The following is a 13602-nucleotide window of genomic DNA, read 5'->3' as shown; positions in this document are numbered from 1 at the left end:
GTCAGCCTCCCCCCGCGACCAGGGCGACGACGGTCACGATCGCGGACACCGCGACGACCGCCGCTCCCGCCCACAGGCCGATCCGCAGCGCCGTGCGGGGGCGCCGGGCGGGTTCGGCTCCCGCGAGCACGGTGCCGTCGTCGGGCGCGCGCCGCGTCGGAGCGGGTGCGGCCCGGCCGGCGCGGCGGGAGGGGTACGCGACGCTCGGTCGCACCGGCCCGCGCTGGCGATCGTCGGCGAAGTCGATCGCGGCGCCGGCGGTCGCCCACTCGTCGACGGCCACGTCCATCGGCGTGTGCGCCAGCCCCATCTCGTGCTGGACGAGCTGCAGGTCGTAGGCGAACTCGGCCGCCGACGCGTGGCGCTGGGCGGGGTCCTTGCTCATGGCGCGCGCCAGCGTCGCCTCCAGGCGCGGCGGGACGTCTGCCCGTCCGACCGGCGTGTACACCGCACGGCGGATGCGGGTCTTCAGCTGCTCGCGCGTGTTCTGACCGCTCCCGGCGCGCTCGAACGGGCTGCGCCCCGCCAGCAGCGAGTAGACCGTGGCCCCGAGGCTCCACACCTCTGCGGCGATCGATCCCGGGATGCGCTCGTCGACGATCTCCGGTGCGCTCCACGGCACGGACATGGCGAAGACCTCGTCGGCGCCGGTGCGTCCGCTCAAGGCCGCGGCGATCCCGAAGTCGCTCAGCACGGGGGCGCCGAAGGTGGTCACCAGGATGTTCGACGGCTTGATGTCGCGATGCAGCAGGCCCGATCGGTGCGCGGTCTCGAGAGCCGACGCGATCTTGATGCTCAGCTGCAGCACCTCGGCCACCGGGATGGCCTCCCGCCGGTAGCGGGTGGTCAGCGAGGTGGGGCAGTACTCCATGACGAGGTACGGGCGCCCGTCGGCCGAGATGCTCGCCTCGTACACGGTCAGGATCGAGGGGTGCGAGCTCAGCCGCGCCATGACGTCGGCCTCGGCGTTGAACATGCGCAGCAGACCCTCGTCGACGATGTCCTTGAGGAGCACCTTGACCGCCACCGGGCGCCGCGGCAGGTTCTGCTCGAACAGGAACACGTCCGCGAATCCGCCCGTCCCGAGCGGCCGGACGTAGGTGAAGCCGCCGAGGACGGGTGGCGCGGACGGCAGGCGGGTGGCCATCTCAGCCCCTCGCGCCGTCGGCGACGTCGAAGATCGCGATGTTGCCGTCTCCGAGGTCGAGGGAGGCCCCGCGGGTGAGGCGGGCCGAGGCGCCGTGCCGCAGCAGCTGCATCGATCCGTCCGGCTCGCGCACGATCGTGCCGTTGGTGGAGTCGAGGTCGCGGGCCACGAGCGCATCGCCGTCGAGGCGGACCTCGAGGTGCGCGCCGGAGATCTCCCGCCGCGGCGAGGGCAGCGAGACCAGCCGTGCGCCCGGGTGGGCCGCCGGGCGCGGCGACCTGCCGAACACGACCGGCAGGTCCAGCTCGAGCACCCGGTCGCTCCCCATCCGCAGCACCGGCCGAGCGGCCCGACGATGCGCGCGGCTGAGCTCGGTGCGGTCGTCGATCACCTCGGCGAGCCGCTCGCGGCGGACGGTCCCCGCCGGCGGCTGAGCCGTCGCCGGCGGTTCGGCGGGGGCCTGCGGCTCGGTCGGGGCACGACGGGCCGAGCCGCGGCGGGTCGTCGCCGCGGGCGCGGCGGCCGGCGTCGCATCGGCCGGGGCCGGCGCGCGGTCGCCGCCCGGGCCCCAGTCGAGGCGGTCGGCGCGGACCACCCCGCGACCGAGGGGCAGACTGCCCAGCAGTGCGCGCGACGGGCCCAGCTGCAGCGTGAGGCCGGTGACCTCCTGGGCGGTGCTCTCCGTCCACGCCGTCGCGGGGTCGCCGGTGCGCACGTCGCCGCCCGCCAGGAGGATCTGCGCGCCGCCCCGCACGGCGAGGGCCACGGCCCGGGTGGGGGCGTCGACGAGTTCGACCAGGGCGAAGTCGGGCACGGCGGCGATGCCGTCCGCGGCGAGGGCGGACAGCACCGACGAGATGGTCGTGCCGGCGTCGCCGGCGCCGGTGGACGCTTCGCCGAGGGTGCTCCACAGTCGCAGGGCGACGGCGTCGTCGGCGTCCGCGGCCAGCACTGCGAGGAACCGGTCCGACACCATGGCGAAGCCGGCGACGGCGGGGTCGCTGGCGACGGCATAGGTGAACACGAGACCAGCCTAAAGGGAGGGCGCGGCGCGCCCGAGTGCCGCCGGCGGGAGCAGGCTCACACCCAGCCCTGCAGCCAGTTGTGGAGGCGGTAGAAGTCGTAGGGCACCTGCATCGCCGACCACAGCGGGTACCAGAACGCCGACAGCGCCACGACCACGATCAGGAAGACGGCCACGGTACGCCGCCCGGCGAGCCGGCGATGGCGGTCGGCGTCCTCGCCGCCCGCGATGTCGCGCAGCGCGAAGGTCAGCGCCAGGAGAAGGAAGGGCCAGATGACGATCGTGTAGAACTGGAACACCGTGCGGTCGAAGAGGAGCCACGGCAGCCAGGTGGCGCCGATGCCCACCAGCACGAGCGCGTGCCGCCAGTCGCGATCGAGCGTGAAGCGGTAGACGAGGTAGACGGCGGCGGCGATCGAGGCGTACCACAGCAGCGGATTGGGCATGCTGTAGAGGATCTCGAGGCAGCCGTTGGCCCCGCCCGTGCAGCCGTCCTGCCCGTCGATCGTCGATGCGGCGTGCATCGAGGTCGGCCGCCACAGCAGCGGCCACTGCCAGGCGGGACTCTCGTAGCTGTGCTCGGCGGTGATCCGGGTCATCGCGTCGTAGATCGTCTGGTGGTAGCGCCACAGGCTCTGGAGTGCGAGGGGAACCCAGCCGAACAGCCCGGACGCGGGTTCGGCGTCGGCGGAGTGCCGGTCGTAGCCGCCGTCGGTGGTGAGCCATCCGGTCCACGACGCCAGGTAGACCACGAACGCCACCGGCACGAGCAGCACGAACGACGCCGCACCCTGCCGGACCGCGTCGACGGGCCAGAAGCCGACGCCCAGCCGCCGGCGCTCCAGCGCGTCGGTCACCACCAGATAGAGGCCGATGGCGGCGAGCACCCACACGCCCGACCACTTGACTGCGGTGGCGGCTCCCGCGGCGGCTCCCGCGGCGATCACCCACGGGCGGTTCCAGAGGAGGGGGCCCCAGTCGGGTCCGCGATCGCCGGCCGCCGCGGCGGCCACGCGCGCGGCGAGGCGGTCCAGGTGGCGGTTGCGGTCGAGGACGACGAACCAGAACGCGAGGATCGTGAAGAAGGTGAGGAAGATGTCCAGCAGCGAGACGCGGCTCATGACGATGCCGAGTCCGTCGATCGCGAGCAGGAACGCGGCGGTGCCGGCGAAGACGATCGAGCCGGTCATGCTCTTGGCGAGCAGGTAGAGCAGCAGCACGCATCCGGTGCCGAAGAGGGCGGCCGAGATGCGCCAGCCGAACGAGGACTCCGGGCCGAACACCCACATGCCGACGCCGATGAGGAGCTTTCCCAGCGGGGGGTGGACGACGAAGCTCGGATCGGTGGTGAACACGTCGGTCTGACCGGCGACGAACTGCTCGTTCGCGCCCTCGGGCCAGGACCCTGCGTAGCCGAGGATCCACTGGCTCCACGCGTCCTTGACGTAGTAGGTCTCGTCGAAGACGAGCACGTGCGGATGGCCGAGGTTCCACACCCGCAGCACGAGCGCCAGGAGGGTGATCGCCGCCGGCACCGCCCAGCCGTAGAGGCGCTGGAGCCGCGGCTGCGACGACAGCCTCGCCTGCCACCGCTCGGTCACCGACGCGGGCTCGGCAGGGAGCAGGGGCTCGGCCGACTTCGTCACGGGCACCAGCCTATGCTGGGGCGGTGATCATCCTCGCTGCGACGCCGATCGGAAATCTCCAGGACGCCTCGCCGCGACTGGTGTCGGCCCTCGAGGCGGCCACGGTGATCGCGTCCGAGGACACCCGCACCACGCAGCGGCTCCTCCAGGCGCTGGGTGTGGCCAACCGGCCGCGGCTGCTCGCCCTGCACGACCACAACGAGAAGCAGCGCGCCGGCGATCTGGTGGCGCGGGCGGCGACCGAGGACCTGCTGGTGCTGAGCGACGCCGGCATGCCCACCGTCAGCGACCCCGGCTACGCGCTGGTGGCCGCCGCGGTCGATCAGGGCGTCGCGGTCACGGTGATCCCCGGTCCCTCGGCGGTCGTGACCGCGCTCGCCGTCGCCGGGCTCCCGACCGACCGCTTCACGTTCGAGGGCTTCCCGGCCCGCAAGCCGGGGGAGCGGCGCTCCGCCCTGGCGGCGCTGGCATCCGAGCCGCGCACGATGGTCTTCTTCGAGGCGCCCTCCCGGCTGGCCGCGACGCTCGCCGACATGGCTGTCGCCTTCGGGCCCGACCGCCCGGCGGCCGTCTGCCGGGAGCTGACCAAGCTGCACGAGGAGGTCGTGCGCGGCGGGCTGGCAGAGCTCGCGACGTGGGCCGCCGACGGCGTGCGCGGCGAGATCGTGGTGGTCGTGGGCGGTGCGCCCGCCCGCGCCGTGTCGGAGGAGGACGCCGTCGCGCAGGTTCTCGCGCTCGTGGCTGACGGGGTCCGCCTGCGCGAAGCTGCCTCGGAGGTTGCCGGTCAGACCGGGCGCAGCTCGCGCGACCTCTACCAGGCGGCCCTCGCCGCCCGCTGACCGCGCGACCGGGGAGGACCGCAGGCGTCCCCGGTCGAGCGGGTGCCGCTGCAGCCCTCCCCGCCCGCTCAGCCCTTGACCGACCCGGCGGTCAGCCCGCCGATGATGTAGCGCTGCAGGCCGAGGAAGAGCGCGAGCACGGGGATCGCCGCGAGGATCGCTCCGGCCGCGAACAGTCCCCAGTTGCTGGAGAGCTGGTTCGACACCCACTGGAACATGCCGACCGCGAGCGTCCAGTTGTCCTCCGACACCAGCACGATCTTCGAGATGATGTAGTCCCCGAACGACGCGATGAACGCCAGCAGCGCCACCACGGCGAGGATCGGCGTCACCAGCGGCATGATGATCGTCCAGAAGATCTGCGCGTGGGTGGCGCCGTCGATCTTCGCCGACTCGTCGAGCTCCATCGGGATCGTGTTGAAGAACCCGTACATGAGGAACGTGTTCACGCCGAGGGCGCCGCCGAGGTAGACGCAGATGAGGGCGATCTTCGAGTTGAGTCCGAGCGCGGGGAAGACCTCGCCGAGGGCGAGCAGCATCAGGAAGATGGCCACGAAGGCGAGCGCCTGCGGGAACATCTGGATGATGAGCAGGGCGGTGAGTCCCATGCGGCGCCCGCGGAAGCGGAAGCGCGAGAAGGCGTAGGCGGCGGCGGCCCCCATGAGGACGGCGCCGACGGCCGCGGCGATCCCGACCTGGAGGGTGTTGCCGTACCAGGTCCAGTACCGCGTGCCGCCGAGGGCGGCGTAGTTGCCCACGTCGAACACCGAGAACAGCGCATTGCTGGCCGCCAGGCTGCCGCCCGGGTTGAAGGACGCCGACAGCACGTACACGAGCGGGAAGATCGCGTAGAAGAGGATGACGGCGGCGACCAGGTACTTCCAGCCCACCTCGATGAGCCAGCGCCGGCGGACGGCGCTGCGGCGGCCGGCGTCGAGCGTGACGGAGGAGCGGGCGGCCCGGGCCTGGGCGGCCTCGGTGCGGGTGTCGTTCGGAGCGGACATCACTGGTACTCCTCGAGCTTCTTGGTCTGGCGGAAGGCCAGGGCGGAGATGAGTCCGACGACGATGAACACCAGGATCGACAGGGCGCTGGCCAGACCGTAGTCCGCCTTGCCGCCCGAGACGCCGGAGATGTCCCAGATCGCGGAGATGAGGATGTCGGTCGAGCCGAGGGCGTAGGGCGCGCCCGGTATCGCGGGGCCGCCGTTGTTGAACATGTAGATGATCGTGAAGTTGTTGAAGCTGAAGGCGAACGACGAGATCAGCAGCGGCGCGGTGGCCACGAGCACGAGCGGCAGGATGATCGAGCGGAGCTGGCGGAACCGGCCGGCGCCGTCGATGGAGGCCGCCTCGAGCGCGTCCGAGGGCAGCGCCTGGATGGCGCCCGTGCACACGAGGAAGTAGTACGGATAGGTCAGCCAGACGTTCACGAACAGCACCGCGAATCTCGCGAGCCAGGGATCGCCCAGCCAGTCGATGTTCGTCCCGCCGAAGAAGAACTCGTTGATCACGCCGAACTCGGCGTTGAACATGCCCCGGAACAGCAGCGCGGACATGAACGCCGGGAAGGCGTAGGGGAGGATGAAGAGGGTCCGCAGGATCTTGCGCCCCTTGATCCGCTCGTCGTTGAAGATGATCGCGAAGACGAGTCCCATCGCGAACGGGACGACGACCGACAGGATCGCCCAGGCGAAGGTCCACAGGGTCACGGTCGCCAGCGGCGAGATCATGGCGGGGTCGGTGAAGAGGCGGACGAAGTTGTCGAATCCGACGTGGACGGTCCATCCGGTCGGGAGGGTCACCCCGTCGTCGGAGGCGAAGTTGCCCGAGGCGGTCGCCCGGTAGACGGTGCCCGAGGACGTGTCGGTGATCGTCTGGCTCTCGGCGTCCCACTGCAGGGTGGACTGGTAGATCGATCCCGAGCTGCCGTCGTTGGTGCGGATCGATCCCGCGTTCGGGTCGTCCGAGACCGGGACGCGCAGCGCGATGACCTCTTTCTGGAGGGCCTGGTCGCTGATGATGTCGTTGCGGGGGACGATCGTCCACCCGGGGACCTCGGCAGGGGCGCCCGCGGCGGTGCTGGTGCCGACCACGGCGAGCGGGCTCTCGGCCGACCCCGCCTTGATCTCGCCCTCCTCGACGATCGCGAACCCGAGCGTGCCGCCCTGTTCGACGACGGCGAGGGGGAAGGTGGGCGAGCCCTCGACGCGGCGCTCGCCCTGGCTGAGGGCGGCCTGCACGGCCTGCTCCTGCGAGCCGACGTGTCCGGCGCCGTAGTTGGTGAAGGCGATGTAGGCGGTGTAGCCGAAGATGAAGACCTGGAAGACCAGGAGGAAGCCGAGCCCCGGCAGGAGGTACTTCAGGGGCAGGGCGCGCTTGGTGAAGTAGACGATGTCGGCGGCGGCCAGCAGCAGGACCGCGGCGCCGAAGATGATCCAGGACTGCGCCTGCGCGGCGGCGAAGATGCCCAGCAGGCCGAACGCGTTGACGATCGCCATGATGACGAGCTTCACGAGGAAGCCCCAGCCCACGCCGTTCCAGCGTCGGCCGTGCGGCTCGCTCGGCGCGGCAGCCGGCGGGGCCTTGCTCGGGGGCGCGGCCTGCGCCGGGGCGGTGTCCTGCGGAACCGACATGTGCATCTCCTTCGAGGGGGTGCGGGCAGGGGCGGGGTCGGGGGGGGGGTGGGCCGGGCCGTCCGCCCCCGGCGGCATCAGCCGATCAGCCGATCAGCGCCTGCAGGTCGGTGATCATCTTGTCCCACGTGGACGCCGGGTCGGCGCCCTTGATGATCTGCACCTGAGCGGCGTTCCAGAGGTCCCAGACCGAGCCCATCTCGGGGATGTTGGGCATCGGGACGCCGTTCTGCGACGAGGCCACGAAGCCGGCGATCACCGGGTCGGAGGACACCTCGGTGGCGAGGTCGTTCCACGCGGGGATGCGCGGGTCGGCCTCGTACAGCGCCTTCTGGGCGTCGTAGGTGGCGAGGTACTTCGTGAGGAACTCCTGGGCGACCAGGGCGTTCTCGCTCTGCGAGCTCACGTAGAAGCCCTGCACGCCGACGAACGGCGACGCGGTCTCGCCACCGGCCGAGGGGATCGGGTTGACCTTGATCTCGACGCCGTCGGCGGTGAGAGCCTCGATCGCCCAGGGGCCCTGGACGGTGTAGGCGGCCTCGCCGCTGGCGAACAGCTCGTTGTTGGTGTCGTAGTCGATCGTCGTCGAGATGTCGCCCGTGCCCTTCTCGCCGTTGGCGCCGAGCCACTCGGCGAAGGCCGTGCCGGCCTCGCCGCCCATGCCGACCTCGGTCGTGTAGCCGTCGGCGTCGCTGACGAACACCGGGGCGCCGAAGGAAGTCTGGAAGCCGTACATCGTGTACGCGTCACCGGTCTGGCCGCCGGTGTTGATCACGATCGGACGCTCGGCGCCGGCGGCGTCGGCCGCGGCGATGGCGTCGTCCCAGGTGGCGGGCGCGTCGTCGCCGACGAGCTCGGTGTTCTGGATGAGCGCGATGGTCTCGAGCGAGTACGGCAGGGCGTACAGCTGGCCGTCGTAGGTGAACGCGTCGAGGGAGACCGGCGCGAAGCTGCTCGCGGTGTCGGTCAGGTCGACGGGCGAGACGACACCGGCCTGGACGAGGCTGCCCAGCCAGTCGTGGGCGCCGATCGTGATGTCGGGGCCTTCGCCGGTGGGCACCTGGTTGGTGAAGTCGGTGCGGATGTCCTCGAAGTTCTTCTGGACGAGCTCGATCTTGCCGCCGGTCTCCTCCTCGAAGGTCGCCGCGGCCGCCTCGATGGCGGGCTTGCGGTTCTCGTCGGTCCAGACCGTCAGGGTCACGCCGCTCGCGTCGATCGCCTCTTCGGTCTCGGTGGGGGTGGTCGCCGGCGGGGTGCTGCTGCAGCCGGCCAGCAGGAGGCCGGTGGCGGCGAGGGCGGCGATGCCGATACCCATCTTGCGCATGGATTGTCCTTCCAAAGGGTGGTCGATCCGGCGCGGCCTCGGTGAAGTCGCCTCGTCACGACCGATGGTGGGATGCCGCGGCCGGTGGCCGAGGCAGGTGTGTGTCTCTCAGTGCGGATTCGCGGGAAGGCCCGCAGGAGTGCGGTCGGTCATCGACCACCCCCTTCGGCTGTGCGCTGCGTGCGGAGGACGGCGACGTCTCCCGCGTTCAGCACCAGCATGCCTCGTGCTTCCTCCTGTGTCAGCAGGTCGAAGCCCGAAGTGTGCAACGAAACGGCATCCGTTCCGTGGTTGATGGCGACGAGGTATTCGGCCTCGTCGGAGCGCCGGCGGATCGACTCCACCCCGGCGGGCAGGCCGGCCGGAGCGATCCCCGCGTCGGCGTAGGCGGCCTCGAGGACGGCCGCGAGCCCGGCGCTGTCGGGGCGGGTGCCGAGGTACCAGCCGGCACCCGCGCCGTGGGCGTTGCGCGTGACGGCGGCACGACCGGCGGCCGGACCGTCGGTGAAGATCGCCCGCACCTCGGCGGTGGTCGGCACGAGATCCTCCTGCCACGTGTCGGCCGGGTAGGGCGTGCCGTCGAACTCGATCGCGGCGACGTGTCCGGTCCGCAGGGGCAGGTGCTCCTCGACGCGCACGCCGAGCACCGGCTCGAGCGGCGCGGCGAAGCCCCCGGGGTGCACGGCGTCGTTCTCGTCGACCACCGCCGAGAAGAACGAGACCACGAGCGTGCCGCCCGCGGCGACGTAGGCGTCGAGGTTGCCCGCATCCGCCGCGCTCAGCATGTACTGCGCGGGGGCGAGCACGAGCTTGTAGCCCGACAGGTCGTGGCCCGGGAGTGCGAAGTCCACGGTGATCCCGTCGCGCCACAGCTTCTCGTAGAAGGCGCGGATGCGCTCGTCGTGACTGACGTCCTCGGACGGGCGCCACTCGAGGTCCTGCGCCCAGAAGGACTCGAAGTCCCAGAGGATCGCGACGTCGGCGTGCACGCGGCTGCCGCGCACCTCGTCGAGCCGCTGCAGCTTGGCGCCGAGGTCGACGACCTCCCGCCACACGCGGGACGACGTGCCGGCGTGGGGGAGCATCGCCGAGTGGAACTTCTCGGCGCCCGAGCGCGAGGCCCGCCACTGGAAGAAGAGGATGCCGTCGGCGCCGCGCCCGAAGTGCGACAGCGAGTTGCGCGCCATCTCGCCGGGGCGCTTGGCGACGTTGCGGGGCTGCCAGTTGACCGCCGAGGTCGAGTGCTCCATCAGGATCCACGGCGCGCCTCGTCCCACCGAGCGCGTCAGGTCGGCCGCGATGGCCAGGCCGATCTCGCCCTCCTCGTCGGCGGCCCACAGGTAGTGGTCGTCGGAGACGACGTCGACCTCGCGCGCCCAGGCCCACAGGTCGCAGCCATGGTGCTGGTTGGCCATGAAGTTGGTGGTGATGGGGCGGTCGCTGTGGGCGCGGATCGCGTCGCGCTCGGCGATGAAGCAGGCGCGGAGCTGGTGATCGGTGAAGCGCGCGAAGTCGAGTCGCTGCGCGGGGTTGATGACCGACGGCGCTGTGGCGGGCGCGCCGATGTGCTCCCAGTCGCCGTAATGCTGGCCCCAGAACGCGGTGCCCCAGGCGGCGTTGAGCGCGTCGAGGGTGCCGTAGCGTGCGCGCAGCCACTCGCGCCACGCACGGACGGCGTGGGGGGAGTAGTCCTCGCCGACCGGAACGCCGTACTCGTTGTGGACGTGCCAGAGGACGACGGCGGGGTGGGAGCCGTAGCGGCGGGCGAGCTCGGTCGCGATGCGGACCGCGGCCTCGCGGTAGGCCGGCGCCGAGTGCGAGGCCATGCCGCGCGCGCCGAACCCGAGCGGCACGCCGTCGCGGGTGACGGCGCGGGCTTCGGGGTGGTCGGCGAAGAACCACGCCGGGGGAGAGGCGGTGGGGGTGCCGAGGTCGACGGCGATGCCGTTGGCGTGCAGCAGCTCGATCACGTCGTCGAGCCACGAGAAGTCGAACTCGCCCTCGGCGGTCTCGAGCAGCCCCCACGCGAAGATGCCGATGCTCACGAGATTGACGCCGGCCTCGCGCATGAGGGCGACGTCCTCGTCCCACACCTCGCGCGGCCACTGCTCCGGCGTGTAGTCGCCGCCATAGGCGATGCCGGAGATCGCGGGCCACGCGGTGGCGGGCGAAGGCGTGGAGCTCATGGCGTCGGGTCCTCGTTGTCCGGATGTCCTGGCTGTGACCGGTCACAGCCTCCCGATCAGTGTACGTCGGCCCCTCGCGCCCGATCGCCCTTCGTTACCGAACTGTGACCGGTCCCAGAATGCGCGCGGACGCGAGGGTGCCAGGCGGTAGAGTCACCGGTGATGGCTGCTGCAGATCACCCCCGCAAGCCGACGATCCGCGACGTCGCGGCCGTCGCCGGCGTCTCGCACGGCACCGTGTCGCGCGTGATCAACGGCGGGCACTGGGTGTCGCCCGAGGCCCGCGCCGCGGTGGATGCCGCGATCCTCGAGACCGGCTACACCGCGAACCACGCCGCCCGGAGCCTGGCCACCGGCCGGGCGAACTCCCTGGCGTTCCTGCTCACCGAGCCCCAGCACCTGCTGTTCGCCGATTCCACCTACGCGCTGCTCCTGCGCGGAGCCACCGAGGCGCTCGCCGCCCGGTCGATGACCCTCGTGCTGCTCATCGCCGGCACGCCCGAGGAGCAGGCCACCGTCGAGCAGTACGTGCGCGCCGGCCACGTCGACGGCGTGCTCCTGGTGTCCTCGCACGAGTCCGACTCGCTGCTGGCCTCCCTGGTCGCGGCCGGGGTCCCCACGGTGTGCGCCGGCATCCCGCTGGCCGCCGAGGCCGTGCCGCACGTCTCCGTCGACGAGGTCGCCTCCGCGCGCGAGATGACCCGCTACCTGCGCGGCCGCGGGCACCGCCGCATCGCCCTCATCACCGGCCCCAACGACACCCCCGGCGGCCGGTTCCGCCTCGTCGGCTTCCAGGAGGAGATGGGGGACGCGTTCGATCCGAACCTCGTCGAGCAGGGCAGCTACGAGCAGTCCAGCGGCGACGCCGCGATGACCCGGCTCCTCGAGCGCGCGCCCGACATCGACGCGGTGTTCGCCGCCTCCGACGTCATGGCCGTGGGAGCCATCGCCGCCCTGCGCCGCGCCGGCAAGCGGGTTCCCGAGGACATCGCCGTCGCCGGCTTCGACGACTCCGGCCTGGCCGAGATCCACGACCCGCCCCTGACCACCGTGCGCCAGCCGTGGACCGACATCTCCCACACGATGGTCGACATGGTGCTCGACGTCATCGCGGGACGTCCGCGCGAGTCCGTGGTGCTGCCCACCTCGCTGGTGGTCCGCGAGACCGCCTGAGCGTCACACGCGAAGAACGGCCGGTCCCGCCCAACTAGAATCCTCGGGTGAGCAACGGCCGTTCCTTCTACATCACGACCCCGATCTACTACCCGAGCGATCTTCCGCACATCGGTCACGGGTACACCTCGGTGGCCGTGGACACGCTCGCGCGCTGGCACCGGCAGGCCGGGGACGACACCTGGATGCTGACCGGCACCGACGAGCACGGCCAGAAGATGCTCCGTGCGGCCGCGGCCAACGGCGTGACGCCGCAGGAGTGGGTCGACAAGCTCGTCGAGGAGTCGTGGTTCCCGCTCCTGAAGACCCTCGACGTCGCCAACGACGACTTCATCCGCACGACCCAGCCCCGCCACGAGGAGCGGGTGCAGCAGTTCGTGCAGGCCCTGTTCGACCGCGGCTACATCTACGCCGGCGAGTACGAGGCGCTGTACTGCGTGGGGTGCGAGGAGTTCAAGCCCGAGGCCGAGATCGTCGACGGCACCGGAGCGTTCGAGGGCCTCAAGGTCTGCGCGATCCACTCCAAGCCGCTGGAGCTCCTGCAGGAGAAGAACTACTTCTTCAAGCTCAGCGAGTTCGGCGACCGGCTGCTGGAGCTCTACCGGAGCGTGCCCGACTTCGTCCGCCCCGAGTCGGCGCGCAACGAGGTGATCTCGTTCGTCAAGAGCGGGCTGAAGGACCTCTCGATCTCGCGCTCCGCCTTCGACTGGGGCATCCGGGTGCCGTGGGACGACAGCCACGTCATCTACGTGTGGGTCGACGCGCTCCTGAACTACGCGACCGCCGTCGGCTACGGCACCGACCCGGAGCAGTTCGCCCGGCGCTGGCCGGCCTACCACGTCGTCGGCAAGGACATCCTGCGCTTCCACGCCGTGATCTGGCCCGCCATGCTGATGGCCGCCGGGCTCGACGTGCCGCGGGGCGTGTTCGCCCACGGCTGGCTGCTGGTCGGCGGCGAGAAGATGTCGAAGTCCAAGCTCACCGGCATCGCGCCGACCGAGATCACCGATGTCTTCGGCTCCGACGCGTACCGGTTCTACTTCCTCTCGGCGATCGCCTTCGGCCAGGACGGCTCGTTCTCGTGGGAGGACCTCTCGGCGCGCTACCAGGCCGAGCTCGCCAACGGCTTCGGCAACCTCGCCTCGCGCACGACGGCGATGATCGAGCGCTACTTCGAGGGCGTGGTGCCGCCGGCGGCCGCGGGCGACGAGCGCGACAGCGCGATCCGGGACACGGTCGCCTCGGCAGCCGCCGAGGCCGACGCGGCGATGGAGCGCTTCCGTCCCGACGAGGCGATCGCGGCCATCTGGACGATCGTCGACGCCGCGAACGGGTACATCACCGAGAACGAGCCGTGGGCCCTCGCCAAGGACGAGACGCAGCGGGAGCGGCTGGGCACCGTGCTGTACACGGCCGCGGAGGCCCTGCGCGCGCTCGCGGTGCTGCTGTCGCCCATCATGCCGGTGGCCACCGAGAAGCTCTGGATCGCCCTGGGCGCGGCCGAGTCGCTCGGCCGCCTGCAGGACCAGCCGCTGCGCGACGCCGGCGCGTGGGGCGTGCTGCGCCCGGGCACCAGTGTCAACGGCCTCGCCCCGCTGTTCCCGCGCATCGAGCAGGCCTGATCGGCG

10 protein-coding genes are annotated in these 13602 nt (G+C 71.5%); 3 read left to right on the top strand and 7 right to left on the bottom strand.

Features of this window, described 5'->3' with window-relative positions; translation table 11 throughout:
- Position 1: 1 nt before the first annotated feature.
- Genes QQZ13_RS03275 through QQZ13_RS03265 form a run of 3 tightly spaced genes read right to left on the bottom strand, consistent with a single transcriptional unit; the run spans position 2 to position 3817 of the window.
- Positions 2–1147 carry a serine/threonine-protein kinase gene (locus QQZ13_RS03275; protein ID WP_284527679.1) on the bottom strand — a complete coding sequence of 382 codons (1146 nt, stop codon included), beginning with the start codon at positions 1145–1147 and terminating at the stop codon, positions 2–4.
- Between the two features lies 1 nt (position 1148).
- Positions 1149–2171, bottom strand: a complete 1023-nt coding sequence (locus QQZ13_RS03270) for an FHA domain-containing protein (protein ID WP_284527678.1) — start codon at positions 2169–2171, stop codon at positions 1149–1151.
- 56 nt (positions 2172–2227) lie between these two features.
- Complete coding sequence (locus QQZ13_RS03265) at positions 2228–3817, bottom strand: dolichyl-phosphate-mannose--protein mannosyltransferase (protein WP_284527677.1); 1590 nt, start codon at positions 3815–3817, stop codon at positions 2228–2230.
- Positions 3818–3840: 23 nt separating this feature from the next.
- Here QQZ13_RS03265 and rsmI point away from each other — a divergent pair, with 23 nt between their 5' ends.
- Positions 3841–4656, top strand: coding sequence for a 16S rRNA (cytidine(1402)-2'-O)-methyltransferase (gene rsmI, locus QQZ13_RS03260; protein WP_284527676.1), 816 nt, complete (start codon positions 3841–3843; stop codon positions 4654–4656).
- Between the two features lie 68 nt (positions 4657–4724).
- Here the strand turns inward: rsmI and QQZ13_RS03255 are convergent, their stop codons facing one another.
- The 4 genes from QQZ13_RS03255 to QQZ13_RS03240 form a co-directional block, all read right to left on the bottom strand.
- Complete coding sequence (locus tag QQZ13_RS03255; protein ID WP_284527675.1) at positions 4725–5660, bottom strand: sugar ABC transporter permease; 936 nt, start codon at positions 5658–5660, stop codon at positions 4725–4727.
- A complete protein-coding gene (locus tag QQZ13_RS03250) occupies positions 5660–7291 on the bottom strand; it encodes an ABC transporter permease subunit (RefSeq protein WP_284527674.1) in 1632 nt (543 codons plus the stop codon). The genes QQZ13_RS03255 and QQZ13_RS03250 overlap by 1 nt, the downstream gene beginning before the upstream one ends.
- 85 nt (positions 7292–7376) lie before the next feature.
- A complete protein-coding gene (locus QQZ13_RS03245; RefSeq protein WP_284527673.1) occupies positions 7377–8615 on the bottom strand; it encodes an extracellular solute-binding protein in 1239 nt (412 codons plus the stop codon).
- Positions 8616–8764: 149 nt separating this feature from the next.
- Positions 8765–10801, bottom strand: coding sequence for a beta-galactosidase (locus QQZ13_RS03240; protein ID WP_284527672.1), 2037 nt, complete (start codon positions 10799–10801; stop codon positions 8765–8767).
- Positions 10802–10963: 162 nt separating this feature from the next.
- On the opposite strand from QQZ13_RS03240, the gene QQZ13_RS03235 reads away from it, so the two are divergent.
- Both QQZ13_RS03235 and metG read left to right on the top strand, forming a co-directional pair.
- The gene (locus tag QQZ13_RS03235; RefSeq protein WP_284527671.1) at positions 10964–11974 is read left to right on the top strand and encodes a LacI family DNA-binding transcriptional regulator; all 1011 of its coding nucleotides are present in this window, start codon (positions 10964–10966) and stop codon (positions 11972–11974) included.
- A 47-nt stretch (positions 11975–12021) separates the two neighbouring features.
- Positions 12022–13596 (top strand): methionine--tRNA ligase, encoded by a 1575-nt coding sequence (gene metG, locus QQZ13_RS03230; RefSeq protein ID WP_284527670.1) that lies wholly within the window; start codon positions 12022–12024, stop codon positions 13594–13596.
- Positions 13597–13602 lie beyond the last annotated feature (6 nt).

The sequence above is a fragment of the Microbacterium sp. T2.11-28 genome, from assembly GCF_950097975.1.
Taxonomy (GTDB): domain Bacteria; phylum Actinomycetota; class Actinomycetes; order Actinomycetales; family Microbacteriaceae; genus Microbacterium.
This window is presented reverse-complemented; position numbering and strand designations above follow the sequence as displayed.